The organism is Mycolicibacter acidiphilus, from assembly GCF_018455725.1.
In the GTDB taxonomy this organism is placed as follows: domain Bacteria; phylum Actinomycetota; class Actinomycetes; order Mycobacteriales; family Mycobacteriaceae; genus Mycobacterium; species Mycobacterium acidiphilum.
Genome location: NZ_JAHCLR010000032.1, coordinates 1 through 25,931, shown reverse-complemented (window position 1 = coordinate 25,931; position 25,931 = coordinate 1). Strand labels below are relative to the sequence as shown.

Here is a 25,931-nt window from a genome sequence, read left to right as displayed (position 1 = left end):
CTCCGGCGGTTTAGCGAGCCTCGACGGAGGAGAGGCGAAGCTGGAACCGCCGCATAAACTCCGGCTTTGTGAGTCATTCCTCCAGGATCGTCGTCTTCGGCGCCGGCGGCCAGGTCGGCAGCCTGCTGGCGGCGCGCGCCGCCGAGCAGGGCCGGGATGTGCTGGCGCTGCCGTCGGCGCGCTGCGACATCACCGATCGAACGGCCGTCGCGCAGGCCGTGCTCCCCGGTGACGTGGTGATCAACTGCGCCGCCTACACCGACGTCGACGGCGCCGAGTCCGATCAAGAGCGCGCGCACGCCGTCAACGCGACCGGACCGGGCCACCTCGTCGACGCCTGTGCACGGGTCGGAGCGCGGCTGCTGCACCTGTCCACCGACTACGTGTTCAGCGGCGATTTCGGCGGTGCGCCGCCCCGCCCCTACGAGGTGGCGGACGCCACCGGCCCACTGTCGGTGTACGGCCGCAGCAAACTCGCCGGCGAGCAGGCGGTGCTGGCCGGGGCAGCGGACGCCGTGGTGGTGCGCACCGCCTGGGTCTACACCGGCGTCGGCAAGGACTTCGCAGCGGTGATGCGGCGACTGGCCGCCGGTGACGGCACGGTCGAGGTCGTCGATGACCAGGTCGGCTCGCCCACGTTCGCCGGTGACCTGGTCGATGCGCTGCTGGCCCTGGTCGACACGCCGCCCACCGCACGGCTGCTGCACGCCGCCAACGCCGGCGCGGTGAGCCGCTACGAGCAGGCCCGCGCGGTGTTCGCCGCCGTCGGCGCCGACCCGGACCGGGTGCGACCGGTCGGCAGCGCCGTCCACCCCCGTCCGGCGGCCCGGCCGGCGTACTCCGCGCTGTCCGGCGTCGAGTCCGCCCGCGCCGGCCTGGCACCGCTGCGGGACTGGCACAGCGCACTGGTGCAGGCGTGCGCCAGCACACGTCGACCAGCCGGATAATCTCTAGCCGTGACTGAGGCCCTGCCGGTGGTGACGGTGACCTATTCGCCGGGATGGCACCTGGACCGCTTCCTGGCGTCGCTGGCCCTGGCCACCGAGCGGCCGGTCCGGGTGGTGCTGGCCGACAACGGCTCCACCGACGGAACCCCGCAGGAGGCCGTGCAGCGCTACCCGGATGTGGAGCTGTTCGAGACCGGCGGCAACCCCGGCTACGGCGGGGCGGTGAACCGGGCGGTGGCCGAACTCGACCGCACCGCGGCGCCGAGTGAGTTCCTGATCGTCGCCAACCCGGACGTGCAGTGGGGGCCGGGCAGCATCGACGCCCTGCTTGAGGCCGCCGAGCGGTGGCCGCACGCCGCGACGCTGGGCCCGATGATCCGCGAACCCGACGGGGCGGTGTACCCGTCGGCGCGGCACCTGCCGAGCCTGATCCGCGGCGGCATGCACGCCGTCGTCGGCCCGGTGTGGCGGACCAACCCGTGGAGCCGCGCCTACCGCCAGGAGCGCATGGAGCCCAGCGAACGGCCGGTCGGCTGGCTGTCCGGGGCCTGCCTGCTGGTGCGACGGTCGGCGTTCGACGCGATCGGCGGCTTCGACGAGCGCTACTTCCTGTACATGGAGGACGTCGACCTCGGCGACCGGCTCGGCAAAGCCGGCTGGCTCAACGTCTACGTCCCCGCCGCCGAGGTGCTGCACCAGAAGGGCCACGCCACCGGCCGCGACCCGGCCGCGAACCTGGCGGCGCATCACCGCAGCACCTACACCTACCTGGCCGACCGCCACCCGGGCTGGTGGCGCGCGCCGCTCCGCTGGACCATCCGGGGGGCGCTGGCGGCCCGTTCGCGCCTGGTGGTGCGCAGCGCCCGGCGGAAGCTGATCAAGGAGCGCTCATGACATTGCAGAACGTTGACGCCGTCGTCCTGGTGGGCGGCAAGGGCACCCGGCTTCGCCCGCTGACGCTGTCGGCGCCCAAGCCGATGCTGCCGACGGCGGGCCTGCCGTTCCTCACCCACCTGCTGTCGCGGATCGCGGCGGCCGGCGTCGAGCACGTGGTGCTCAGCACCTCCTACAAGCCGGGGGTGTTCGAGGCGGAATTCGGCGACGGCTCGGCGCTGGGCCTGCAGATCGAGTACGTGACCGAGGAGGAGCCGCTGGGCACCGGTGGTGGCATCGCCAACGTCGCGCCGCGGCTGCGGCACGACACCGCGATGGTGTTCAACGGTGACGTGCTCTCCGGTGCCGACCTGGGTGAGCTGCTGGCCTACCACCGTGAGCAGCAGGCCGACGCGACCCTGCACCTGGTCCGGGTCGGCGACCCGCGGGCGTTCGGCTGCGTGCCCACCTCCGACGGCCGGGTGACGGCGTTCCTGGAGAAGACGCAGGATCCGCCGACCGACCAGATCAACGCCGGCTGCTATGTGCTGTCCCGGGAGGTCATCGACCGGATCCCGCGTGGGCGGGCGGTGTCGGTGGAGCGGGAGGTGTTCCCGGCGCTGCTGTCGGACGGGGTGAAGGTCTGCGGCTACGTCGACTCCACCTACTGGCGGGACATGGGCACCCCGGAGGACTTCGTCCGTGGCTCGGCGGACCTGGTGCGGGGTATCGCGCCGTCGCCGGCGCTGGACGGGCACCGCGGGGAAGCACTGGTGCACGACGGCGCCGCGGTGGCACCCGGCGCGGTGCTGATCGGCGGCACCGTGGTCGGTCGTGGCGCGGAGATCGGCGCCGGGGCCCGGCTGGACGGCGCGGTGATCTTCGACGGGGTGCGGGTGGAGGCCGGCGCGGTGATCGAACGCTCGATCGTCGGGGCCGGCGCCCGGATCGGGCCGCGGGCACTGATCCGCGACGGGGTGATCGGCGACGGCGCCGACATCGGGGCGCGCTGCGAACTGCTGCGCGGCGCGCGGGTGTGGCCCGGGGTGAACATCCCCGACTGCGGGATCCGCTACTCGTCGGACGTGTGAGCCGCACCGCCTGCGCGATGGCCGGGCTGGCTACAGTGCTCTGATGGCGTTCGCGGTCATCGACTTCGAGACGACGGGCTTCGTGCCCGAGCGGACCGATCGGGTGATCGAGGTCGGGGTGGTGCTGACCGACGACGACGGCCGGGTCGAGTGCGAATGGACCACGCTGGTCAACCCCGGCCGCAGCGTCGGCGCCTCGCACGTGCACCGGATCGCCGCCGCCGACGTGGTCGACGCGCCGGAGTTCGCCACGATCAGCGGCCAACTCATCGAACTGCTGCGCGGACGCACGGTGGTCGCGCACAACGCCAGCTTCGACATGCGGTTCCTGCACTCGGAGTTGCAGCGCGCCCGCTACACCGTCCCCGAGCGCCCGGCGGCGGTGTGCTCGATGAAATGGTCACGCCGCGTCGTCGGCGCCAGCAAGCTGGCCGACTGCTGCGATGTGCTCGGGATCGACCTCGACGACGCGCACTCGGCGCTGTGCGACGCCCGCGCCACCGCGCAGGTGCTGGCGCATCTGGTGGATTCGTGCCGGGGACAACAGGATTGGGTGGGGGAGGTGCAGCGCGCCGCCGGCTACCGGTGGCCGCGCCCGGCGCTCGCGGCGTCGGCGGTCACGCTGGCACCGCGGGTTCCGGACCGTCGAGCGCCACGCTAGCGTGACGCCCGGTGCAGGGCCACGGCCCGCGCCACCAGATGGGCCAGCGCGTCGTCGGTGTCCGGCGGCAGCGCATCCACCGGCCACCAGCGCAGGTCGACCGACTCGTCGCTGATCGCGATCCGGGCGCCGGCCGGCGCGTGTGCGACGAACTGCAGGTCCAGGTGCCGGGTCGGTACCCCCAGCGAGCAGGTCACCGGATGCACGTGCACCGCAGCCAGATTCGGGTCCAGGCGCAGACCGTCGATGCCGGACTCCTCGGTGGCCTCCCGCAGGGCGGCGGCGAGGATGTCGGCGTCGCCGTCCTCGCAGTGCCCACCCAGCTGCACCCAGCGCCCGATCCGCGGATGCAGGGTCAGCAGCGTCCGCTCCCCGTCGTCGTCGAGCACACAGGTGGAGGCGGTGATGTGCCCGGGCACGCACTCCCGCACACAGGCGTCGGGCCGGGCGTGCAGAAACGCCAGCACCGCGTGCCGCAGCGCGTCCTGGCCGGAATCCGGTGCCGCCCAGTCGGTCAGCAGTGCTATCGCCGAATCACGCACGCTCACCGCAGCACCACCAGGTCGTCGGTGGCCGCCGGCGGCCGGGGCTGCGTGATGTCGTCGACGGGGAAGCCGATCGCGACCGCGCCCAGCGGCGCCCAGTCTCCGGGCAGGTCCAGTTCGGCGCGCACCAGATCCGGGGTGAAGATCGTCGACCCGATCCAGCAGCTGCCGACGCCGCGCACCGCCAGCGCCACCAGCAGCCCCTGCACCGCGGCGCCGGCGGCCACCGTGAACATGGTGTGCTCGGCGGCGGTACGGGCGGCGTCGGGATAGTGGTGCGCGCCGTCGGGCACCATCATCGGGATGACGACTTCTGGTGCGTCGTACAGGATCTGGCCGCGTGCCACCCGGGCCGCGATGGACTCGGGGGTGCGGCCGTCGCCGGCGAGGTCGGCGCGCCACTTCTCGGCCATCGCATCCAGCAGGCGGGTGCGCACGTCCCGGTTCTGCAGCCATACGAAGCGCACCGGCCGGGTGTGGTGCGGCGCCGGGGCGGTCAGCGCCTCGGCCATCGCGTCGGACAGCAGCTGCGGCGGTACCGGGTCGGTACCGAAGCGGCGCACCGAGCGGCGCAGCAGCTGGGCCTGGCGGCGGCCGGTGTCGATGGCCTCGGCGGTGCCGAGCCAGAACAGATCGTCGGCGCCGGCGCGCACCAGATCTCGTGCGGCGGAACCGTTGTCGGTGATCGTGCGGCTGCCGAGCCCGCGCACGACCGCAACCGGCACGTGCGTCAGCTTGCCCTTGACCAGATCCGCGGCCGCGGCGACCTCGTCGGCCACCGCGATCTCGGTGACCACCAGTTCGTTGCCGTGCCGGTCCTCCGCGCCCGCGTAGCCGCTGAGCACCCGCATCCCCGCGGCGCCGATCGCGACGTCGGTCTGCCCGGTGCGCCAGGCGCGGCCCATGGTGTCGGTGATCAGCACCGCGACCGTCACGCCGAGCCGGTCGGCCAGGCCGGCGCGCAGGGTGGCCGCACTGGCGTCGGGGTCCACCGGCAGCAGGGCCAGTTCGTCGGCGCCGACGTTGGAGCCGTCCACGCCGGCGGCGGCCTGGATCAGCCCGTTGCGGTTCTCGGTGATCCAGGTGCGGCCCTTGCGCGCCAGCACCCGCACCGCCTCGTCCTCGATCAGCTTGCGGCGCAACGCGTCGCGCTCATCGGGGTCGGTCGGCGCCGGGACGATCCGGCCCTCGCACTTGGACACCACCTTGCTGGTGACCACCACCACGTCGCCGTCGGTGAGCCACGGTGCGGCGCCGGCGAGCGCCGCGGCGAGGTCGTCGCCGGGGCGGAACTCACCCAGGCCGGTGATCGGCAGAATCTCGACCGGGGCGGCGCTGCCGTGCTCAGCCACCGCCTACACCCGCGAGATCCAGTCCGGCGCGCACCATTTCGGCTGTGGTCGCCGGGTCGGTCATCAGCAGTGGGGCTGATCGGACTGTCACGCCGTCGATCTGCGCGTCGTCGCCGTCGTGCACCAGCCAGCCGTCCAGGATGCCGGTGCCGGAACGCGCGCCGTAATGCTTGCCGACCGCGGCGGCGGTGGTGTCCACCCCGATCACGTTCAGGCAGGTGTCGGCCATGCCGCGCAACGGCTTTCCGTCGATGATCGGGGAGTAGCCGATGATCTTCGCCGGGGTGGACCGCAGGGCGGCGCGGATGCCGCCGATGGCCAGGATCGGGCCGATGCTGACGACCGGGTTGGACGGGGCGATCAGCACGATGTCGGCGCCGGTGATGGACTCGACGACTTCCGGTGTGGCGGTGGCCTTCTCGGAGCCGACGAAACCGAACCCGTGGGTGGGCACCTCGGCGCGGTAGCGCACCCACCACTCCTGGAAGTGCACGGCGCGCTGGCTGTCGTCGGCCGGGTCGGTGATGACGACGTGCGTCTCGCAGGGCTCGTCGGTGACCGGCAGCAGCCGGGCGCCGGGCTGCCAGCGTTCGCAGAGCGCCGCGGTCACCTGGGTCAGCCGGTAGCCGGCGCGCAGCGACTGGGTGCGGACCAGATGCGTCGCCAGGTCGCGGTCGCCGAGGGAGAACCAGTCCGGCTGCATGCCGTAGCGGGCCAGCTCCGCCATCGCGTTCCAGGTCTCGTCCCGGTGCCCCCAGCCGCGCTCGGGGTCGACACCGCCGCCGAGGGTGTACATGCACGTGTCCAGGTCGGGGCAGATGCGGACGCCGTGCATCCAGGCGTCGTCGCCGACGTTGACCACGGCGGTCAGCTCATCGCCGCTGTCGGACCCGTCGGCGAACTGCCCGAGGCCCAGCAGTTTCTGCACGCCGAGCAGGAACCGAGCGCCGCCAACACCCCCGACGAGAACCGTGACCTTCACAGCGCTCGACCCTAGCCCGCCGGTGCCGCGGCCGGTGTGGCGGAGGGCTGCCCGACGGTGGCCCGGGAGCGGCGCAAGACACGCCGTCGGCCCGATGTGGCTTAGATGACAGGGACGCGCCGATGTCGGACACGCCGTAAAACGATTACGGGATGGTAAGGAATCTGGCCGTTCGGCTTGACCGCCGCAATCCAGGCGTGTCTAATCACATCAGTGTCATTTCTCGATTAGCCAGCCGATTTCGGTGTCGCAGACCGGGATTCGATCACTTGTTCGAATTGAGATGGAACACATCACAATAGCGGGCGATATTTCAGGATCGTGCAACGAGGTGAGGAGGCGGAGCATGTCCTATGAACACCTTCGGGGAGTGATGGGCGGCACACCGCACGCCAATGCCGGCTTGACCGCTGCATCGGAGACCGGAGGGGTGCCCGGCCGGCCCCACCTGAGTCTGGTTCCCGAACTTGAGGAATACGACGAGTTCGACTCGTTCGACCCCGCATCCGCCACCAATGAGCAGTGGCAGGAGCGTGCGCTGTGCGCGCAGACCGACCCCGAGGCGTTCTTCCCGGAGAAGGGCGGCTCCACTCGCGAGGCCAAGAAGATCTGCCAGCGCTGCCCGGTGCGCGCCGAGTGCCTGGAGTACGCCTTGGCGCACGACGAGCGGTTCGGCATCTGGGGCGGCCTGTCCGAGCGTGAGCGTCGCCGCCTCAAGCGCGGCATCATCTAGCGAACGCTATTGCCGACGGGCAACCCGCCACGCTGGTGATCGCCCGGAGTCGTCAGTCGTCGATCGTCGGGTCGATGACCGACGGCTCGACATCCAGGTAGGTGGCGACCTGCGCCACCAGAATCTCATGCAACAAATCCTCGAGTTCCATGCTGTCGTTCGCGCGCTGTTCAATCGGCTTGCGGAACAACAGAATTCGCGCCCTCGTCGGGTTGCCGCGAACATCCACCCCGGCCGGGATCAACCGGGCCAGCGGAATCGGTCCGTCGGCGATCACCTCCGGCGGCCACTGCACACTGTCCGGGTCCTTCGCCGCGATGCGGGGGATCTCATCGACCGCGACGTCCAGCGCCGAGAGTCGTTGTCGCCAGCGCTGTTCGATCGGCTCGTAAGCCTCCAGCACCGCCATGTCGAAACGTTCGGCCCGGGTGCGCCAACCGGGCACGGTGGGCGGCAGCAGCGGTCCGCGGGCATCGCGGCCGCGCCGGTAGCGGCGCGAGGCGGTCACCCGGCGATGGTAACGGTTGCGCATAGGGTGCCGGGCGCCTGCGCGTGTCCGGCGCCGTGCCGACCGGCAGCCGCGATAGCCTCACGAGCGTGAACGTTCCCCGCCGCTGCTGCCGGCCAGGGTGTCCGCACTATGCGGTGGCGACCCTGACGTTCGTCTACTCCGATTCCACCGCGGTGGTCGGTCCGCTGGCGACCGCGGCCGAACCGCATTCCTGGGACCTGTGCGTCAACCATGCGAGCCGGATCACCGCCCCGCGCGGCTGGGAGCTGGTGCGCCACCCGGGCCCGCTGGTCTCTCCGGAGGACGACGACCTGATCGCGCTGGCCGAAGCGGTCCGCGAACGTGAATCGGGCCGCGCCGCCCCCGCCAGCGGGTGGTATCCGCAGCCGGCCCCGGCCGGGAGCGGTCCGGCCGAGTCGAGCGCGGCGGTGCTGGCGCCGTCGCACGCCAAGAGCAACGGCCGGCGCCGCGGCCACCTGCGGGTCTTGCCCGACCCGTCGGACTGATCCACTTCGCGGCGTTAGGCTTGGCGGGCGAGAGTCCCCCCATCGTGATCCCCCGTCGTCAGGAGCGCCCGTCCATGTCTCGGCCCGCTGCGGCTGTCCACCGTGTGATCAAGGCGTACGACGTACGCGGCCTGGTCGGCTCTGAAATCGATGAATCCCTGGTCGCCGAGGTCGGTGCCGCGTTCGCCCGGCTGATGGCCGCCGAAGGCGCCGACCGGGTGGTGATCGGACACGACATGCGCGACAGCTCGCCGCCGCTGGCGGCCGCGTTCGCCGACGGCGTCACCGCTCAGGGTCTCGACGTGGTCCGGATCGGGCTGGCGTCGACCGACCAGCTGTACTTCGCCTCCGGCCTGCTCGACTGCCCTGGCGCGATGTTCACCGCCAGCCACAACCCGGCCGCCTACAACGGCATCAAACTGTGCCGGGCCGGCGCCAAACCGGTCGGCGCCGACACCGGGCTCGGCCGGATCAGCGAGGACGTCATCGCGGGCGTCCCGGCCGGCGGCGGGCGAACGGGGCAGATCTCCGAGCGTGACGTGCTCGCCGACTACGCGGCGTTCCTGCACTCGCTGGTCGACGTCTCCGGCTCGCGCCCGCTGCGGGTCGCCGTCGACGCCGGCAACGGGATGGCCGGGCACACCGCGCCCGCGGTGCTGGGCTCGGTCGGCGCGATCACGCTGCTGCCGCTGTACTTCGAGCTGGACGGGAACTTCCCCAACCACGAGGCCAACCCGCTCGACCCGGCCAACCTCGTCGACCTGCAGAAACATGTCGTCGCGGTCGGTGCTGACATCGGGCTGGCGTTCGACGGCGACGCAGACCGCTGCTTCGTGGTCGACGAGCGCGGCGAGCCGGTCTCCCCGTCAGCGGTGACGGCGCTGGTGGCCGATCGGGAACTCGCGCGCGAACCCGGCGCGACGGTCATCCACAACCTGATCACCTCGCACGCGGTGCCGGAACTGGTGACCGAGCGCGGCGGCACCCCGGTGCGCTCCCGGGTCGGACACTCCTTCATCAAGGCGCTGATGGCCGAGACCGGCGCGATCTTCGGCGGGGAGCACTCCGCGCACTACTACTTCCGGGACTTCTGGGGCGCGGACTCGGGGATGCTGGCCGCGCTGCACGTGCTGGCCGCCCTCGGCGAGCAGGACCGGCCGCTGTCGGAGCTGACCGCCGACTACCAGCGCTACGCGGCGTCCGGTGAGATCAACTACACCGTCGCCGACGCGAAGCGCTGCACCGCGGCGGTGATCGAGTCGTTCGGCGAGCGGGTCCGCGCGGTCGACCACCTCGACGGGGTGACCGTCGACCTCGGCGACGGCAGCTGGTTCAACCTGCGCAGTTCCAACACCGAGCCGCTGCTGCGGCTCAACGTCGAGGCGCCCGACGCCGACGGGGTCGCCGCGGTGGTGGCCCGAGTCGCCGCCGGGATCGACGCGGCGGACGCGAGCAAGCCGGGCCCGTGAGCGCCTCCTTCTCGGGCTCGTTCTCCGACCAGGCCGTCGACCTCGACGACGCCGACGCGCTGCTGGCCGCCGACCGCGACGGGGTGCTGCGGGCGGCATCGATGGCCGGGGCGCAGGTGCGGGCGGTGGCGGCGGCGGTCGCCGAAGGCGCGCTGGAGCCGGTGCGGGGTGACGGCCGGCCGCGCTCGGTGATCTGGTTGGCCGGCCGCGGCACCGCCGCCACCGCCGGCACCCTGCTGGCCGCCGCGCTCGGGGACGTGATCGCCGAACCGCTGGTGCTCACCGCCGAGGTGCCGCCGTGGATCGGGGCGCTGGACGTGCTGGTGGTCGCCGGCGACGACCCGGGGGATCCGGCGCTGGTCGCCGCGGCCGCCGCCGGGGTGCGCCGCGGCGCCCGGGTGGTGGTGGCCGCCCCCTACGAGGGACCACTGCGGGATGCGACGGCCGGCCGGGCCGCGGTGCTGGCGCCGCGGCTGGGCGTCCCCGAGGAATTCGGGCTGACCCGCTACCTGGCGGCCGGGCTGGCGGTGCTGGCGGCGGTCGACGTGCTGACCGCGCGCACCGACCTGGCGACCCTGGCCGACGAACTCGACGCCGAGACACTGCGCAACAGCGCCGGGCGTGACCTGCTCACCAACCCGGCGAAAGCCCTGGCCGACCGGATTCGCGGCCGCGGCGTCGCCCTGGTCGGGGACTGCGCGGCGACTCTGGCGCTGGCCCGGCACGGTTCGGCGGCGCTGCTGCGCATCGGTCAGACACCGGCGGCGGCGGCCGGCCTGGCGGACGCGGTGGCGGCGCTGCGGTCCCGGGCCGCGGCCGGTCGGGACGCCGCCGATATTTTTCACGACGAACAGATCGACGGGCCGGCCGGTGAGCGCTGGTGGGTGCTGGCGCTGACACTGGCCGCAGAGCGTACGGTGGTGGCGGCCCGAATCGGTGGCCTCGACGGTGTCGACCTGGTCGGTGCGGGGGATGTGCCGGGGGCGCCGGATGCGCCGGCCGGGCCGGGCCCGGTGGAGCAACAGCTGGCGGTGTTGGCGGTCCGACTGGAGATGACCGCCGCCTACGTGCGACTTTTGCGGGGATAACGAGAAGACGTGGAACTACTACGCGGCGCGATACGGACCTACGCCTGGGGGTCGCGGACCGCTATCGCCGAATTCACCGGGCGGCCGGTGCCGACCGCGCATCCCGAAGCCGAACTGTGGCTGGGGGCGCACCCCGGCGACCCCGCGTTCCTGGAGACCCCGACCGGCGAGGTCTCGCTGCTGGACAGCCTGACCGCCGACCCGCAGGGGCAACTGGGCTCGGCGGCCTGCGCGCGCTTCGGTGACACGCTGCCGTTCCTGGTCAAGGTGCTCGCCGCCGACGAGCCGCTGTCACTGCAGGCCCACCCGAGTGCCGCGCAGGCGCTGGAGGGCTACCGCAGCGAGGAGCGGGCCGGGGTTCCGGTGTCGTCGCCGATCCGCAACTACCGCGACACCAGCCACAAGCCGGAGTTGCTGGTGGCGCTGCAGCCCTTCGAGGCGCTGGCCGGGTTCCGGCCGGCGGCCCGCAGCGCCGACCTGCTGCGGGCGCTCGCGGTCTCCGACCTGGACCCGTTCATCGACCTGCTGGGCGACCAATCCGACGCCGACGGGCTGCGGGCGCTGTTCACCACCTGGATCACCGCGCCGCAGCCGGACCTCGACATCCTGGTGCCGGCCGTGCTCGACGGCGCCATCCACTACCTCAACGCCGGTGGTGCCGAGTTCGCCGCCGAGGCCAAGACCGTCCTGGAGCTCGGGGAGCGCTACCCGGGGGATGCCGGGGTGCTGGCCGCGCTGCTGCTCAACCGGGTCAGCCTGGCGCCCGGCGAGGCGATCTTCCTGCCGGCCGGCAACCTGCACACCTACCTGCACGGCGTCGGGCTGGAGGTGATGGCGAACTCCGACAACGTGCTGCGCGGCGGGCTGACCCCCAAGCACGTCGACGTCCCGGAGCTGCTGCGGGTGCTGGACTTCACCCCCACCACCGAGGCGGCGCTGCGCCCGGCCACCCGCGTCGACGGGCCGGAGCTGAGCTATCGGACCGCCGCCGACGAATTCGCGGTGTCGCGGCTGACCCTGGACGGCGCCTACCTCGGCCACGAGGTGGACGCGCCGGCCCACCATGACGGCCCGCAGCTGCTGCTGGCCACCGAGGGCTCGGTGACCGTGCACGCCAAGTCGTCCACGCTGACGCTGAACCGCGGCGCCGCCGCCTGGGTGCCCAGCGACGACGGCCCGATCCGGCTGACCGCCGAACGGCGGGCCACCCTGTTCCGCGCGACGATCGGTCTGTGAGTGTCGGCAGCGGGTAGCACCCGGGCGATCGTCGCGGCGCTGACCGCCAACTTCGGGATCGCCGCGGCGAAGTTCGTCGGCTGGGCGATCACCGGCAGCGCGGCGATGCTCGCCGAGGCCGCGCACTCCGTCGTCGACACCTGCAACCAGGCGCTGCTGCTGTTCGGTCAGCGTGCGGCGACCAAGGCCGCCGATGAACTGCACCCGTTCGGGCACGGCCGCAGCCGCTACTTCTGGTCTTTCGTGGTGGCGCTGGTGCTGTTCAGCCTGGGGTCGATGTTCGCGCTGTACGAGGGCTACCACAAGGTCAAACACCCGGCGGAGCTGAGCTCCCCGGTGGTGGCGATCGTGATCCTCGGGGTGGCGGTCGCGCTGGAGACCTTCAGCTTCCGCACCGCCCTGCGCGAGTCACGGCCGCTGAAGACCGAGGGCAGCTGGTGGCGGTTCATCCGCAACTCCCGCAACCCGGAACTGCCGGTGGTGCTGCTTGAGGACAGCGCCGCGCTGGTCGGTCTGCTGCTCGCCCTGCTGGGGGTCGGTTTGGCCGTGCTCACCGACAACCCGGTGTGGGACGGCGTCGGCACCCTCGGGATCGGGGTGCTGCTGGGCGTCGTCGCGGTGTTCCTGATGATCGAGATGCAGAGCCTGCTGATCGGGGAGGGCGCCACCGCCGCCGAGGACCGGGCCATCCGGGCGGCGTTGACCCGGGCCGAGGACATCACCGGGGTGTCGGAACTGCGCACCCAGTACCTGGGGCCCGACGAACTGCTCGTCGTCGCCAAGGTCGGGTTCGCCCCGCAGACCGACCTGACCGCGGTGACCGCCGCCATCGAGGCCGCCAAGGCCAATGTGCGGGCCGCGGTGCCCGCGGTGCGGGTCAGCTATCTCGAGCCGGATGTGATGCGGGCGGCTGTGACAGACTCGTCGGAGCAGAAGGGTTGATCGCTTTGTCCAAACTTTCCTACCGGGAGCTCGCCGCCGCCTGCGAGACCGGCGGCGCCAACACACTGACCGTCGCCACCGAACTGGCGGCGGCCGGCGGGTCGCATGCCGCGATCGCACCCGCCCCGCGGCCCGGGCACCGCGGCGCCACCGCGTTCGGCTACGAGACGCGCCTGATCGACGGCGAGGCGGCGGCGACGGTGATCGTCGACGACAACCCCGGCCAGTTGCAGCGTGTCGAGGCCGCGATCCTGCAGGCCGTGCGTGACCAGCACCCGGTGCTGGGCCGGGCGCCGCGCGTGCAGGTGTCCTACGACGGCGGGCGGTTGGTCTACGCCGACCTGGAGCTGCCGCAGCGCATCTTCGACGGCCACTTCCTGACCGGTGCCATCGACGGCAAGCCGGCGATCGCCCACCCGGCGTACCGGGCGGCCCGCGAGAGCACCCCGGACAACGCCCGAGCACTGCTGCAACTCAGCCCCGGCAGCCTGGTGTTCGGTTCAGTCGACCCGGCGCGGGCTACCGCCCAGCAGCGCTTCCGCGGCGCGCTGTCCGGTGAGATCATCGGCGTGCTGATCGACGGCGCGCCGACCGACGCCCGGTCGGCCGCCGACACGGGTGTGTGCTGCAGCCGGATCATCCGCACCCAGGTGCTGAGCTTCGCCGCGCTGCGCCAACTGCGGTTCGACTGCGGACCGGCCGGCGACGACGCCTGCCGTGCGCTGCTGGCCGCCTACGCGCTGGCCGGGCTGGTGCGCGCCAACGCCGAACTGAGCCTGCGGGCCGGCTGCGACCTGGTCGAGGCCGCGCCGACGAAGCTGAAACTCGACGCCCGCGACGGCGAGTTCATCGACCTGACCGCACTGTCGATCGGCGACGCCGACGACCTGCTGGAGCAGGCGCTGACCGACGCCTACCGCGAGGCCGACATCGACTGGCGGGGACAGGTCCTGACCGTCACCGGCAACTCCGCGGCCTACGCGGCTGCGCAGAACGGCGGAGCGGCCGAGGTCGAGAAACCGCTGGTGTCCGAGCCGCGCCGCTTCCGGCTGCCGCACTTCATCGAAGCCCGGCGCAGCGCCGCGCGCTGACCCCTTCCGCCCCGGGCGTTGAGTGTGCGTCCCGGGTGAAAAAAGTCGGCGATCACCGCCCTCAACGCACGATCAACGTCACATCGCGTCCCGTCACGCCCGACATCCGTTTACAAAACATCATTCAATGTCTAGACAGGCGACGATCTGACACGTAATGTCCATTACCGAACGTGGTTGAACTCACAGGAGGTTGGGGCAGTGACGACGACGGAACCGGTGTGGCGGGACAAGAAGCGCTACCTGTGGCTGATGGGCCTGATCGCCCCGACGCTGCTGTTCACCGTGCTGCCGATCATCTGGGGGCTCAACCACCTCGGCTGGCACGTCGCCGCCCAGGTGCCGTTCTGGATCGGGCCGATCCTGGTCTACGCCCTGCTGCCGGTGCTGGACCTGAAGTTCGGCCCGGATGGGCAGAACCCGCCGGACGAGGTGATGGCCGCACTGGAGAACGACCGGTACTACCGCTACTGCACCTACGCCTACATCCCGTGCCAGTACGCCAGCGTCGTGCTCGGCTGCTACCTGTTCACCGCGACCGATCTGGGCTGGCTGGGCGTCGAGGGGTCGCTCAGCTGGCCGGCGAAGATCGGGCTGGCGCTGTCGGTGGGCGTGCTGGGCGGGGTCGGCATCAACACCGCCCACGAACTCGGCCACAAGCGGGACGGGCTTGAGCGCTGGCTGTCGAAGATCACCCTGGCGCAGAGCTGCTACGGGCACTTCTACGTCGAGCACAACCGCGGCCATCACGTGCGGGTGGCCACCCCGGAAGACCCGGCGTCCAGCAAGTTCGGCGAGACGTTCTGGGAGTTCCTGCCGCGCACGGTGCTCGGCAGCCTGCGCTCGGCCTGGCAGTTGGAGGCGGCGCGGCTGGACCGACTCGGCAAGAAGTCGTGGCGCCTGTCGAACGACGTGCTCAACGCCTGGGGGATGTCGGTGGTGCTGTGGGGTGTGCTGCTCGCGGTGTTCGGCCCGGCGCTGATCCCGTTCGTCGTCATCCAGGCCGTCTACGGCTTCTCGCTGCTGGAGTCGGTCAACTACATCGAGCACTACGGCCTGCTGCGCAAGACCAAGGCCAACGGCCGCTACGAGCGCTGCACCCCCGAGCACAGCTGGAACTCCGACCACCTGGTCACCAACCTGTTCCTTTACCACCTGCAGCGGCACAGCGACCACCACGCCAACCCGACCCGGCGCTACCAGACGCTGCGCAGCATGGAAGAGGCGCCGAACCTGCCCAGCGGCTACGCCTCGCTGATCGGGCTGACCTACTTCCCGCCGCTGTGGCGGAAGGTGATGGACCACCGGGTGCTGGCGCACTACGACGGCGACGTCACCCGGGCCAACATCGTCCCGCGCCGCCGGGCCGCGATCCTGGCCCGTTACGGGGCGCCGGCCGCGGTGGCCGAGCAGACGGCGGCGTAATGGCGCGCTACCGCTGCCCGGGCTGCGAGTACGTCTACGACGAGGCCGCCGGTGAACCCCGCGAGGGATTCCCGGCCGGCACCGTCTGGCGCGAGGTGTCCGACGACTGGTGCTGCCCGGACTGCGCGGTGCGGGAGAAGCCGGATTTCGAGACGGTGGAAGTCTGAGGAGCGTGCCGACTAATGTCGCCTGCGTGACTCGAAGCGCCCGCATGCCCTACGCGGAGGCCTCCCGGGCGCTGCTGCGCGACTCGGTGCTCGACGCGATGCGTGAGCTGCTGACCGCCCGCGACTGGTCGTCGATCACGCTGGCCGCCGTCGCCGAGGCGGCCGGGGTGAGCCGGCAGACCATCTACAACGAGTTCGGGTCGCGGCAGGGGCTGGCCCAGGGCTACGCGCTGCGGCTCGCCGACCGGCTCGTCGACGCCGTCGAACGCGCCATCTACGGCAATGTCGGCGACGTGCACGCGGCGTTCCTGGAGGGGTTCCGGGACTTCTTCACCTCCTCGGCCGCCGACCCGCTGGTGATCTCGCTGCTGACCGGGGTCGCCAAGCCCGACCTGCTGCAGATCATCACCACCGACAGCGGCCCGATCATCACCCACTGCTCGGCGCGGCTCACGTCGTCGTTCATGCACAGCTGGGTGCGGGCCAGTGAGGAAGACGCCGGCATCCTGGCCCGGGCCATCGTCCGGCTGGCCATGAGCTACGTCTCGATGCCGCCGGAAGCCGACCACGACGTCGCCGCCGACCTGGCCCGGTTGTTCACTCCGGCGGCGGAGACCTACGGCGTCATCGAGACCGGCTGACCCGGCGCACCCCCGGCTGACCCCCGCCGGTAGCTTGTACCCGAGCTATCCAACCGAACCCACGGGGGCGTACTGATGAGTTTGACCGCGGACAACCGCAACGGCATCGACTACAAGGTCGCTGACCTGTCCGAGGCCGAGTTCGGCCGCAAGGAGATCCGACTGGCCGAGCACGAGATGCCGGGTCTGATGGAGCTGCGCCGCGAGTACGCCGGCGTCAACCCGCTCAAGGGCGCCCGGATCACCGGCTCGCTGCACATGACGATCCAGACCGCGGTGCTCATCGAGACCCTGGTCGACCTCGGTGCCGAGGTGCGCTGGGCGTCGTGCAACATCTTCTCCACCCAGGACCACGCCGCCGCGGCGGTCGTCGTCGGCCCGCACGGCACCCCGGAGGAGCCCAAGGGCACCCCGGTCTTCGCCTGGAAGGGCGAGAGCCTGGAGGAGTACTGGTGGTGCGCCGAGCAGGCTCTCACCTGGGATGGCGCGCCCGCCAACATGATCCTCGACGACGGCGGCGACGCCACCATGATGGTGCTGCGCGGCGCGCAGTACGAGAAGGCCGGCGTGGTGCCGCCCGCCGAGGACGGCGACTCGCACGAGTGGAAGATCTTCCTGGCCCGGCTGCGGGACCGGCTGGAGACCGACAAGACCAAGTGGACCACGATCGCCGAGTCGGTCAAGGGTGTCACCGAGGAGACCACCACCGGCGTGCTGCGGCTGTACCAGCTGGCCGCCGCCGGCGAGCTGGTGTTCCCGGCGATCAACGTCAACGACTCGGTCACCAAGAGCAAGTTCGACAACAAGTACGGCTGCCGGCACTCGCTGATCGACGGCATCAACCGCGGCACCGACGCGCTGATCGGCGGCAAGAAGGCGCTGGTCTGCGGCTACGGCGACGTCGGCAAGGGCTCCGCGGAGTCCCTCAAGGGTCAGGGTGCGCGGGTCACGGTCACCGAGATCGACCCGATCAACGCACTGCAGGCGCTGATGGAGGGCTACGACGTGCAGACCGTCGAGCAGGCCATCGGTGAGGCCGACATCGTCATCACCACCACCGGCAACAAGGACATCATCACCCTCGAGCACATGAAGGCGATGAAGGACCAGGCCATCCTCGGCAACATCGGCCACTTCGACAACGAGATCGACATGGCCGCCCTGGAGTCCTCCGGCGCGACCCGGATGAACGTCAAGCCGCAGGTCGACGTCTGGACCTTCCCCGACACCGGCAAGTCGATCATCGTGCTGAGCGAGGGCCGGTTGCTGAACCTGGGCAACGCCACCGGACACCCGTCGTTCGTGATGAGCAACAGCTTCTCCAACCAGGTCATCGCGCAGATCGAGCTGTGGACGAAGAACGACGAGTACGACAACGAGGTGTACCGGCTGCCCAAGCACCTCGATGAGAAGGTGGCCCGCATCCATGTGGAGGCGCTCGGCGGCACGCTGACCAAGCTGTCCAAGGAGCAGGCCGAGTACATCGGCGTCGACGTCGAGGGCCCGTACAAGCCGGACCACTACCGGTACTGATCTCCCAGATCGCCGAACGTGAAGCCACGCGCACGCTGGAGCACTCAGCGTGAGCGTGGCTTCACGCTTGCCGGGGTAGAGGTGGTGTTCGCGCCATGCTGATCGCGATCGAAGGCGTCGACGGCGCCGGCAAGCGCACCCTGGCCGACGGGCTGCGGGCGGCGTTCACCGCAGCCGGGAAATCGGTGACGACGCTGGCGTTCCCGCGCTACGGCGACTCGGAGACCGCCGACCTGGCCGCCGAGGCGCTGCACGGCCGACACGGCGATCTGGCCGACTCGGTGTACGCGATGGCGGTGCTGTTCGCCCTGGACCGGGGCGGGGCCCGCGCCCAGATCCGGCTCCTGATGCGTGAGTACGACGTGGTGATCCTGGACCGTTACGTCGCCTCCAACGCCGCCTACAGCGCCGCCCGCCTGCACCAGGATGCGGCCGGCGAGGTCGTCGACTGGGTGCGCCACCTGGAGTACGGCCGGCTGGCGCTGCCCGCCCCGGACTGGCAGTTGCTGCTCGACGTCTCGGTGGAGTTGGCCGACGCGCGGGCCCGGCAGCGGGAAGCGACCGACGCCACTCGCGCCCGGGACAGCTACGAGCGCGACGAAGGCCTGCAACGGCGCACCGGTGCGGTGTACCGCGGATTGGCGGCGGCCGGCTTCGGCGGGCCGTGGCGGGTCGTCGGTCCGGCCGTCGACGCGGCGGGGCTGGCCGCCGAATTGTCGGCCACGCCGCGCAGTTAACCCGCAAGACACGGCGTGTACTAGCCGGGTTTTGTCACGCTCGGGTGACACCATGGACGCCATGAGGCAAAGGATTCTGGTCGTCGACGATGACGCATCGTTGGCCGAGATGCTCACCATCGTGCTGCGCGGCGAGGGTTTCGACACCGCGGTCGTCGGCGACGGCACCCAGGCGCTCACCGCCGTCCACGAACTGCGGCCCGACCTGGTGCTGCTGGACCTGATGCTGCCCGGCATGAACGGCATCGACGTCTGCCGGGTGCTGCGCAAGGACTCCGGCGTGCCGATCGTCATGCTGACCGCCAAGACCGACACCGTCGACGTGGTGCTCGGCCTGGAGTCCGGCGCCGACGACTACATCATGAAGCCGTTCAAGCCGAAGGAGCTGGTGGCCCGGGTGCGAGCCCGGCTGCGGCGCAACGACGACGAGCCGGCCGAGTTGCTCTCGATCGCCGACATCGACATCGACGTGCCCGCGCACAAGGTCAGTCGCGCCGGTGAGCAGATCTCGCTGACCCCGCTGGAGTTCGACCTGCTGGTGGCGCTGGCACGCAAACCGCGGCAGGTGTTTACTCGGGACGTGTTGCTCGAACAGGTCTGGGGTTACCGGCACCCGGCCGACACCCGGCTGGTGAACGTGCACGTGCAGCGGCTGCGAGCCAAGGTCGAGAAGGACCCGGAGAACCCGACCGTGGTGTTGACCGTTCGAGGAGTGGGTTACAAGGCCGGACCTCCGTGATCCCTGGCGTCATCGAGGCGGGGCGCGCGTGATCTTCAGTTCCAAACGCCGTCCCGGCCGGCCCGGTCCGCTGCTGGGTGGTGTCGGCGTACTGCGGCGTGCGGTGCAGATCGCCTGGCGCCGCTCTCTGCAACTTCGCGTTGTGGTGCTCACGCTCGGGTTGTCCGCGGCGGTCATCCTGGCGCTCGGCTTCGTGCTGACCAGCCAGATCACCGACCGGGTGCTCGACGTCAAGGTTCGGGCGGCCACCGAGCAGATCGAACGGGCCCGGGTCACCGTCGGCGGCATCGTCGGCGGTGAGGAGTCCCGGTCGCTGTCGTCCAGCCTGCAGTTGGCGCGCAGCACCCTGATGTCCAAGAGCGATCCGTCCGGTGCGACGGCCGGCGCGTTCGAGGTGGTGCTGGTGGTGCCCGGTGACGGGCCGCGTGCCGCCACCACCGTCGGCCCGGTCGAGCAGGTGCCGGCCGGGTTGCGGGACTTCGTCAAAGCCGGTCAGGTCAGCTATCAGTACGCCACCGTGCACGTCGAGGGTTTCTCCGGGCCGGCGCTGATCATCGGGACGCCGACGACGTCGCGCATCACCAACCTGGAGCTGTACCTGATCTACCCGCTGGGCACCGAGCGCAGCACGATCAGCCTGGTGCGCGGCACCATCGCCACCGGCGGGTTGATGCTGCTGGTGCTGCTGGCCGGGATCGCGCTGCTGGTGTCGCGGCAGGTGGTGCTGCCGGTGCGCTCGGCGTCGCGGATCGCCGAGCAGTTCGCCGAGGGCAACCTGTCCGAGCGGATGTCGGTGCGCGGTGAGGACGACATGGCGCGGCTGGCGGTGTCGTTCAACGACATGGCCGAGTCGCTGTCCCGGCAGATCACCCAGCTGGAGGAGTTCGGCAACCTGCAGCGCCAGTTCACCTCCGACGTCAGCCATGAGCTGCGCACCCCGCTGACCACGGTGCGGATGGCCGCCGACCTGATCCACGACCACAGCGAGGACCTGGAACCGTCGCTGCGCCGCTCCACCGAGCTGCTGGTCAGTGAGCTGGACCGGTTCGAGACGCTGCTCAACGACCTGCTGGAGATCTCCCGGCACGACGCCGGGGTGGCCGAACTATCGGTGGAGTCGGTGGATCTGCGCTCGACGGTGAACTCCGCGCTGACCAACGTCGGGCACCTGGCCGCCGACGCCGGCGTCGAACTCAAGGTGGACCTGCCGCCCGACGGGGTGATCGCCGAGGTCGACCCGCGCCGGGTGGAACGCATCCTGCGGAACCTGATCGCCAACGCCATCGACCACGCCGAACACAAGCCGGTCGTCATCACGATGGCCGCCGACGAGGACACCGTCGCCGTCACCGTGCGCGACCACGGTGTCGGGCTGCGGCCGGGAGAGGAGAAGCTGGTCTTCAGCCGGTTCTGGCGGGCGGACCCGTCGCGGGTGCGCCGCTCCGGTGGCACCGGGCTGGGTCTGGCGATCAGCGTGGAGGACGCCCGTCTGCACCAGGGCCGCCTGGAGGCGTGGGGGGAACCCGGCAAGGGTGCCTGCTTCCGGTTGACGCTGCCGTTGGTGCGCGGGCACAAGGTGACGACCAGCCCGCTTCCGATGAAGCCGGTGGACGCCGAACGCCGGGAACGCCGCCAGCGCACCCGCGAGCACGCGGAGAAGACCGGATGATGCGGCGATACATCGGCAGGCTCGCGGTGCTGGCGGTCGCGGTCGTCACGACGCTGTCGGGCTGCGCCGGGGTGCCCAGCGAGTCGGCGCCGCAGGCGATCGGCACCGTCGAGCAGCCGCCGCCGTCGAACCTGCCCAAGCCGACCCCGGGCATGGACCCCGACGTGCTGCTCCGCGAATTCCTCAAGGCCACCGCCGATCCCGCCAACCGGCACCGGGCGGCGCGGCAGTTCCTCACCCAGTCGGCGTCGGACTCCTGGGACGACGCGGGCAGTGCGCTGCTGATCGACAACGTGGTGTTCGTCGAGACCCGCGGTGCCGACAAGGTGACGGTCGACATGCGCGCCGACATCCTCGGGTCGCTGTCGGACATGGGGGTGTTCGAGACCGCCGAGGGCGCCCTGCCCACCGCCGACCCGATCGAACTGGTCAAGACCTCTGACGGCTGGCGGATCAACCGGCTGCCGAACGGGGTGTTCCTGGACTGGCAGCAGTTCCAGGCCACCTACAAGCGTCACCAGCTGTACTTCGTCGACCCCACCGGCAAGACGGTGGTGCCCGACCCGCGCTACGTCGCGGTGTCCGATCCCGACCAGCTGGGCACCGAACTGGTCTCCAAACTGATCGCCGGGCCACGCCCGGACCTGGCCGCCGGGGTGCGCAACCTGCTCGGCCCGCCGCTGCGGCTGCGCGGCCCGGTGACCCGCGCCGACGGCGGCAAGAGCGGGGTCGGCCGCGGCTACGCCGGGGTGAAGGTGGACCTGGACAGCCTGTCCACGACCGACCCGGCCAGCCGGCAACTGCTTGCCGCGCAACTGATCTGGACGCTGGCCCGCGCGGACATCAAGGGCCCGTACGTGATCGACGCCGACGGCGCCGCACTCGATGACCGGTTCCCCGACGGGTGGACCACCTCCGATGTCGCCGCCACCGACCCGGGCGCCGACGACGGTGCCGGCGCCGGGATGCACGCCCTGGTCGGCGGATCGCTGCTGGTGCTGGACGGCCAGCGCGCCGACCACGTCCCCGGCGCGTTCGGCCGGGCCACCGATCAGGCGGCGGCCGCCCTGTCCCGCAGCGGGCGCCAGGTGGCGTCGGTGGTGGTGCACCCGGGCGGGCCGGATCCGGTGTCGACGCTGTGGATCGGCGACCTCGGCGGGGAGGCGGTGCAGGCCGCCGAGGGGCACCTGCTGTCGCGGCCCAGCTGGTCGTTGGACGACGCGGTGTGGGTGGTGGTCGACGGCAACACGGTGCTGCGGGCGATGCAGGAGGTGGCCTCCGGGCGGCCGGCCCGCACCCCGGTGGACTCCGGGGCGCTGTCTGCGCGGTTCCCCGGCCCGATCAGCGAACTGCAGCTGTCCCGGGACGGCACCCGCGCGGCGATGGTGATCGGCGGGCAGGTGATCCTGGCCGAGGTCAACCAGACCCAGGACGGTCAGTTCGTGCTGAGTTCACCGCGCCGGCTCGGCTTCGGGCTGGGTTCCTCGGCGGTGTCGCTGTCCTGGCGCACCGGGGAGGACATCGTGGTGAGCCGCTCGGACCCCAAGCACCCGGTGTCCTACGTCAACATCGACGGGGTGAACTCCGATGCGCCCAGCGGCAACCTGCAGCTGCCGGTGTCGACGATCGTGGCGAACCCGTCCTCGGTGTTCGTCGCCGAGCCGCGCGGTGTGCTGCAGCTGTCGTCGTCGGCGGCGGAGAACGAGCAGGGTTGGACGCCGGTGCAACCGTTCATGGTCGGCGGGGCGGTGCCGGTGTTGCCCGGGTGATTGTCAGGCCGTGTTGTTCCGACCTCGTGGACCGATCAGAACGCCCATGTCTTCTCTGGTGAGATGACGAAGCCGTGGTCACCGTTGATGCACGCGGTTCGGTCACCCTGGTCTTGAACACAGGTTATGGAGCCGTAGGTGACTTTCTGCCCAGGAAGCAGTTCGTGACCTGGTATAGCAATATTGCTGCCCTGATAGGGCACACACTGTGATGCACGTCGCGCCAACCAATTCGGCGCGACGCCCACGAATGAACATCCGGTATCGGGTCCATCAAAAGGTGCGTCTGCGGCTCCGGGGATATCGCCTTGGCAAGACAAGGTTCGGTTATCCTCCGTGACCCCTACTCCGCTGAACAGATATGAGCACGAGTAATGCCTGCTTGCAGGGTAGAAAACTACCGACCTCCAGCTTTTGTTCATATGCATGAGCGTGTTCGGATCGACCGGCGTGTAGCTATCGACGTTGGGGAATCCGGGAGGTGCAGCCTCGGCGGTGCACGCGCTCGCGATCATGAGCGCCGAGGCGGTAAGTGCAAGTGGGACGCCGACAATGCGGATAACCAGTTGATTCGCGTGTGTATCCATCCTCATCCGCCTCACCGCACACATCACACGCGCGGCAGCCAACCAGACCACGACGGGGACAAGATGAAACCCCGCCCTTGCGGGTCTTTGCACGCGGTCGTTCCAGCGTCATCGACGCCACAGATCACGCCGCCGAGAGAGATGGAGTGGAACGGCGGCAGGGTTTTGATCGGCTCGTTGTGAATGGTTCCGTCAGTGCCGGTGTCGTCGCTAACGGGGCGTATTTGCGAACCGGTGCTAATCGTGTTCACATGGGGCGCGCCGCCTTTTGTTGGCGCTGCTGGAGGTACGGCTGGGAAGTTATTACCGGTACAGCCCGCATACGCCCCGATAGTGATGGAGCATGAGATACCGTCCGGCGTAAGGAAGTATGTTCCAGACACCACTATTCCAGGTGTGTCGTAGCTGATTAGGTGATCTCTGGCGTTGACCGGCGCGTAGCTGTCGATATCAGGGAACGGTGGCGGGTCAGCATGGGCATTGCACGCACCGAGTGCCATGGCGGCGGCGAAGACTCCGCCTGCGGCAACGCTACCTGCTAACAGCCAATCCAGTTGGATTTCTCGCTGCGCGGCTGTCATCTCAGAACGTCCAAGACCCTGACGGTTGCAGCACGAACCCGTGCTCGCCGTTGGACGTATTGATGCAGGCGGTCACGTCACCAGACGTGACACCGCAGGTGATGTTGCCGTACATGACCTTCTGGCCGGGGTTGAGTATGGGCAGTCCAGGCGGTCCGCTGGGGCACTGCCCCGTGCTATGGCTAACTGCACCTGGACCAGACGATGGCGCTTGTGCATACCCTAAGTCGCACGTCCCGTTGGACTTACGGTCGAGGTCTGGCAGCGGACCATTGCATTGTGCTAGTTGATCGTTCGAGGTGACGTTCTGCGGCATCCCGAAACCACAACTGAGTCCATCTGGCGTTGCGAACTTCACGCCAACGGTTCCACGTCCGCCGTGTTGGATGAAGGAACCTGTAACGTCCGCTGCGCCGCTGAGGTCGGGGAATCCCGGCGGTTGAGCTTCACCGTGAGGCGCATCGCAAGCACTTGCGAGGGTAACCGCTGATGCGACTAGATATACCCATCGAACGCTCATAATTTACTCCTATCTGGTCAACGAGGAGGCGCTATAGGCGCGGGTGGTGGCTGTGACACCGTGAAGGTCGACGTGAACGTCCGCGGGTCATAAATCTGTTTTCCATCTGGACCGAGAGGTGCGTCGGGCGGTGCAAATTGACTAGTGCGTAGCGTGATGGTATCCGTACCGGTTGCTGGGTCAAAGTGGTCTGCGACCACGGTAGGTCCATACACACCCGGGACGCCTTTCGGGCCATCCGAATTGACAACCGTGATCACATTGGGATTCCCAACTAACCCTTCAGGCGACGACGCCGCGACAGCAGTTACAGGACCAAAGTCCGTCGCGCCAGTCAACATGTATCCACCACCTTCCATTTTGATTAGCTGATTTTCACGATTGCCAGCTAGAACGTCGCCAACCTTGTGCCAGTTGCTCGCCCAACTATTAGGGTTGTTTGGGTCAACAGGTGCAGATTGCCATAACTCTCGAACGTCCCCGTGCCCGTCACCGGGGTTACCGACGACGTACATGGTGTTGGTCGCGGGGTCGTAGACGCCGCTCGCTTGTGCCACGGGTGCTTTCCCGATGACTTTGGACGGGTTCTTCAGGTCCACGATGGCGGAGTTGGGAGTCACGTAGCTCTCGTTCGGGACGTCGGAGCCTGGGGGGATGTGATAGGGCGGCATGCTGTAGAACGCCAACAGTTGTCCGTCTGGTCCCTGCGCGGTACCTGTAGGCAGAGGGCGGGCGTCGAAACCTGCATCGAGGGGATTCGGTTCCCCGTTCAGGGTCGGTTTGTGGTGTTTGCCGTCGCCGCCGATGTTGATACCGGTGTTCGGGATTGTGGCTTCTAGGTCATCCTTCTTCTGCTCGTCGTTGCTTTGCGGCTCCATGACGGGCGTGCTTGCGTCGTTGTTGATCGTCGGGTTCCGTGTCACATCATCGACCAGCGTCGCCGTGCGCGGCATCCCGGCCGCACCAGCCCCGCCGTCGCCTTCTTCGGCGGGGAACGCGAAGTTGTCCAGTCCTTGTGTTGCGGTATCGAGCTGGCGGGACAGGTCGTTCTCGCCTTCGACCAGCCGTGCGACCTGGTATTTGATGAACTCCTCGTGTTCGGCGGCGGTGTTCATCTGCGCCATGAGGGCCTCGCTGGACGAGTAATCCGGGTCGGTGGGGGTCACGTGGTAGTCCTCGGCGACATTGAACCCGGCGTTGCGAACATCCTCCACGGTGCTGACCAATGTTCGCCTGCACGCTTCTTGCTGTTCGCGGCCGCGTTCGGCGATCCCAGCGGCGTCGCGCAATTGTTCGGTGGGATTGCGTACCCACATCATGTCGCTGTCGGTGCGGGCTTGTGCTGCGTCGGCGGCGTCACCGGTCCACTCGGTGCCACCGGGGTGCATTGACTGGTTGCGAACCTCGGTGAACGCCTGTTCCCATTTGTTCGCGAGGCTCCGCCAGTTTGCGGCGCAGGTGGTCAGGTATTCCCAGCTTGCGTTCTCCACCTCGGACAGGCTCGGCAGCGTCATCGGTTACCTCAACACCGGGATT

Annotated in this window: 25 protein-coding genes; 19 read left to right on the top strand and 6 right to left on the bottom strand. The window is 69.9% G+C overall.

Annotated elements, in window-relative coordinates; all coding sequences use genetic code 11:
- Window positions 1-68 precede the first annotated feature (68 nt).
- Genes rfbD through KIH27_RS14955 form a run of 4 tightly spaced genes read left to right on the top strand, consistent with a single transcriptional unit; the run spans window position 69 to window position 3,572 of the window.
- Window positions 69-947 (top strand): dTDP-4-dehydrorhamnose reductase, encoded by an 879-nt coding sequence (gene rfbD, locus KIH27_RS14970; protein WP_214093756.1) that lies wholly within the window; start codon window positions 69-71, stop codon window positions 945-947.
- 9 nt (window positions 948-956) lie between these two features.
- Window positions 957-1,841 (top strand): glycosyltransferase family 2 protein, encoded by an 885-nt coding sequence (locus tag KIH27_RS14965; protein ID WP_307856893.1) that lies wholly within the window; start codon window positions 957-959, stop codon window positions 1,839-1,841.
- Window positions 1,838-2,911: a mannose-1-phosphate guanylyltransferase gene (gene manB / locus KIH27_RS14960; RefSeq protein WP_214093755.1), complete on the top strand. Its 1,074-nt coding sequence runs from the start codon at window positions 1,838-1,840 to the stop codon at window positions 2,909-2,911. The genes KIH27_RS14965 and manB overlap by 4 nt, the downstream gene beginning before the upstream one ends.
- A 43-nt stretch (window positions 2,912-2,954) precedes the next feature.
- Entirely contained in the window at window positions 2,955-3,572 is a 618-nt protein-coding gene (locus KIH27_RS14955) for a 3'-5' exonuclease (RefSeq protein ID WP_214093754.1), read from the top strand.
- Here the strand turns inward: KIH27_RS14955 and KIH27_RS14950 are convergent.
- The 3 genes from KIH27_RS14950 to cofD are packed head-to-tail and all read right to left on the bottom strand — an operon-like array spanning window position 3,569 to window position 6,451.
- Window positions 3,569-4,120, bottom strand: coding sequence for an NUDIX hydrolase (locus KIH27_RS14950; RefSeq protein ID WP_214093753.1), 552 nt, complete (start codon window positions 4,118-4,120; stop codon window positions 3,569-3,571). The genes KIH27_RS14955 and KIH27_RS14950 overlap by 4 nt on opposite strands.
- Window positions 4,117-5,469 (bottom strand): coenzyme F420-0:L-glutamate ligase, encoded by a 1,353-nt coding sequence (locus KIH27_RS14945; protein ID WP_214093752.1) that lies wholly within the window; start codon window positions 5,467-5,469, stop codon window positions 4,117-4,119. The genes KIH27_RS14950 and KIH27_RS14945 overlap by 4 nt, the downstream gene beginning before the upstream one ends.
- On the bottom strand, window positions 5,462-6,451 hold the full coding sequence (cofD, locus tag KIH27_RS14940) for a 2-phospho-L-lactate transferase (RefSeq protein WP_214093751.1): 990 nt from the start codon (window positions 6,449-6,451) through the stop codon (window positions 5,462-5,464). Before cofD ends, KIH27_RS14945 begins: the two co-directional genes overlap by 8 nt.
- A gap of 373 nt (window positions 6,452-6,824) precedes the next feature.
- On the opposite strand from cofD, the gene KIH27_RS14935 reads away from it, so the two are divergent.
- Window positions 6,825-7,184 carry a WhiB family transcriptional regulator gene (locus KIH27_RS14935; protein ID WP_372451397.1) on the top strand — a complete coding sequence of 120 codons (360 nt, stop codon included), beginning with the start codon at window positions 6,825-6,827 and terminating at the stop codon, window positions 7,182-7,184.
- Between the two features lie 52 nt (window positions 7,185-7,236).
- Here the strand turns inward: KIH27_RS14935 and KIH27_RS14930 are convergent, their stop codons facing one another.
- Window positions 7,237-7,716, bottom strand: coding sequence for a metallopeptidase family protein (locus KIH27_RS14930; protein WP_250150184.1), 480 nt, complete (start codon window positions 7,714-7,716; stop codon window positions 7,237-7,239).
- 65 nt (window positions 7,717-7,781) lie between these two features.
- Between KIH27_RS14930 and KIH27_RS14925 the strand changes: the two genes are divergently transcribed.
- From KIH27_RS14925 to lpqB, 14 genes are all read left to right on the top strand, one after another.
- The gene (locus tag KIH27_RS14925) at window positions 7,782-8,201 is read left to right on the top strand and encodes a DUF3499 domain-containing protein (RefSeq protein WP_214093749.1); all 420 of its coding nucleotides are present in this window, start codon (window positions 7,782-7,784) and stop codon (window positions 8,199-8,201) included.
- A 74-nt stretch (window positions 8,202-8,275) separates the two neighbouring features.
- The gene (locus tag KIH27_RS14920) at window positions 8,276-9,670 is read left to right on the top strand and encodes a phosphomannomutase/phosphoglucomutase (protein ID WP_214093748.1); all 1,395 of its coding nucleotides are present in this window, start codon (window positions 8,276-8,278) and stop codon (window positions 9,668-9,670) included.
- Window positions 9,667-10,758, top strand: coding sequence for a TobH protein (locus tag KIH27_RS14915; protein ID WP_214093747.1), 1,092 nt, complete (start codon window positions 9,667-9,669; stop codon window positions 10,756-10,758). Before KIH27_RS14920 ends, KIH27_RS14915 begins: the two co-directional genes overlap by 4 nt.
- Before the next feature lie 9 nt (window positions 10,759-10,767).
- Complete coding sequence (gene manA, locus KIH27_RS14910; RefSeq protein WP_214093746.1) at window positions 10,768-11,994, top strand: mannose-6-phosphate isomerase, class I; 1,227 nt, start codon at window positions 10,768-10,770, stop codon at window positions 11,992-11,994.
- Entirely contained in the window at window positions 11,995-12,936 is a 942-nt protein-coding gene (locus KIH27_RS14905) for a cation diffusion facilitator family transporter (RefSeq protein WP_214093745.1), read from the top strand.
- 5 nt (window positions 12,937-12,941) lie between these two features.
- Window positions 12,942-14,027: a type I-G CRISPR-associated protein Cas7 gene (locus KIH27_RS14900; protein WP_214093744.1), complete on the top strand. Its 1,086-nt coding sequence runs from the start codon at window positions 12,942-12,944 to the stop codon at window positions 14,025-14,027.
- A 252-nt stretch (window positions 14,028-14,279) separates the two neighbouring features.
- On the top strand, window positions 14,280-15,452 hold the full coding sequence (locus tag KIH27_RS14895; protein WP_214093768.1) for an alkane 1-monooxygenase: 1,173 nt from the start codon (window positions 14,280-14,282) through the stop codon (window positions 15,450-15,452).
- Window positions 15,452-15,619 carry a rubredoxin gene (locus KIH27_RS14890; protein ID WP_214093743.1) on the top strand — a complete coding sequence of 56 codons (168 nt, stop codon included), beginning with the start codon at window positions 15,452-15,454 and terminating at the stop codon, window positions 15,617-15,619. Before KIH27_RS14895 ends, KIH27_RS14890 begins: the two co-directional genes overlap by 1 nt.
- A gap of 44 nt (window positions 15,620-15,663) precedes the next feature.
- Window positions 15,664-16,260: a TetR family transcriptional regulator AlkX gene (alkX, locus tag KIH27_RS14885; RefSeq protein WP_214093767.1), complete on the top strand. Its 597-nt coding sequence runs from the start codon at window positions 15,664-15,666 to the stop codon at window positions 16,258-16,260.
- Window positions 16,261-16,332: 72 nt separating this feature from the next.
- Window positions 16,333-17,793, top strand: coding sequence for an adenosylhomocysteinase (gene ahcY / locus KIH27_RS14880; protein ID WP_284144754.1), 1,461 nt, complete (start codon window positions 16,333-16,335; stop codon window positions 17,791-17,793).
- A 95-nt stretch (window positions 17,794-17,888) separates the two neighbouring features.
- A complete protein-coding gene (locus tag KIH27_RS14875; protein ID WP_214093741.1) occupies window positions 17,889-18,530 on the top strand; it encodes a dTMP kinase in 642 nt (213 codons plus the stop codon).
- Between the two features lie 52 nt (window positions 18,531-18,582).
- Window positions 18,583-19,269, top strand: coding sequence for a two-component system response regulator MtrA (mtrA, locus tag KIH27_RS14870; RefSeq protein WP_214093740.1), 687 nt, complete (start codon window positions 18,583-18,585; stop codon window positions 19,267-19,269).
- A gap of 28 nt (window positions 19,270-19,297) precedes the next feature.
- Entirely contained in the window at window positions 19,298-20,938 is a 1,641-nt protein-coding gene (gene mtrB / locus KIH27_RS14865; RefSeq protein WP_214093739.1) for an MtrAB system histidine kinase MtrB, read from the top strand.
- Entirely contained in the window at window positions 20,938-22,707 is a 1,770-nt protein-coding gene (gene lpqB, locus KIH27_RS14860) for an MtrAB system accessory lipoprotein LpqB (protein ID WP_372451396.1), read from the top strand. Before mtrB ends, lpqB begins: the two co-directional genes overlap by 1 nt.
- A gap of 610 nt (window positions 22,708-23,317) precedes the next feature.
- Here the strand turns inward: lpqB and KIH27_RS14855 are convergent.
- Window positions 23,318-23,875 carry a hypothetical protein gene (locus KIH27_RS14855; RefSeq protein ID WP_214093774.1) on the bottom strand — a complete coding sequence of 186 codons (558 nt, stop codon included), beginning with the start codon at window positions 23,873-23,875 and terminating at the stop codon, window positions 23,318-23,320.
- Window positions 23,876-24,412: 537 nt separating this feature from the next.
- Window positions 24,413-25,909 (bottom strand): hypothetical protein, encoded by a 1,497-nt coding sequence (locus KIH27_RS14850; RefSeq protein ID WP_214093737.1) that lies wholly within the window; start codon window positions 25,907-25,909, stop codon window positions 24,413-24,415.
- Window positions 25,910-25,931: the final 22 nt, after the last annotated feature.

Excerpts from the sequence above, each read along its gene's own strand:
- KIH27_RS14920 (WP_214093748.1), top strand. The coding sequence starts at position 8,276 with ATGTCTCGGCCCGCTGCGGCTGTCCACCGTGTGATCAAGGCGTACGAC.
- mtrA (WP_214093740.1), top strand. The coding sequence starts at position 18,583 with ATGGACGCCATGAGGCAAAGGATTCTGGTCGTCGACGATGACGCATCG.
- alkX (WP_214093767.1), top strand. The coding sequence starts at position 15,664 with ATGCCCTACGCGGAGGCCTCCCGGGCGCTGCTGCGCGACTCGGTGCTC.
- lpqB (WP_372451396.1), top strand. The coding sequence starts at position 20,938 with ATGCGGCGATACATCGGCAGGCTCGCGGTGCTGGCGGTCGCGGTCGTC.
- KIH27_RS14930 (WP_250150184.1), bottom strand. The coding sequence starts at position 7,716 with ATGCGCAACCGTTACCATCGCCGGGTGACCGCCTCGCGCCGCTACCGG.
- KIH27_RS14890 (WP_214093743.1), top strand. The coding sequence starts at position 15,452 with ATGGCGCGCTACCGCTGCCCGGGCTGCGAGTACGTCTACGACGAGGCC.
- KIH27_RS14935 (WP_372451397.1), top strand. The coding sequence starts at position 6,825 with ATGGGCGGCACACCGCACGCCAATGCCGGCTTGACCGCTGCATCGGAG.
- KIH27_RS14855 (WP_214093774.1), bottom strand. The coding sequence starts at position 23,875 with ATGACAGCCGCGCAGCGAGAAATCCAACTGGATTGGCTGTTAGCAGGT.
- manB (WP_214093755.1), top strand. The coding sequence starts at position 1,838 with ATGACATTGCAGAACGTTGACGCCGTCGTCCTGGTGGGCGGCAAGGGC.
- KIH27_RS14875 (WP_214093741.1), top strand. The coding sequence starts at position 17,889 with ATGCTGATCGCGATCGAAGGCGTCGACGGCGCCGGCAAGCGCACCCTG.
- KIH27_RS14850 (WP_214093737.1), bottom strand. The coding sequence starts at position 25,909 with ATGACGCTGCCGAGCCTGTCCGAGGTGGAGAACGCAAGCTGGGAATAC.
- KIH27_RS14895 (WP_214093768.1), top strand. The coding sequence starts at position 14,280 with ATGGGCCTGATCGCCCCGACGCTGCTGTTCACCGTGCTGCCGATCATC.
- KIH27_RS14955 (WP_214093754.1), top strand. The coding sequence starts at position 2,955 with ATGGCGTTCGCGGTCATCGACTTCGAGACGACGGGCTTCGTGCCCGAG.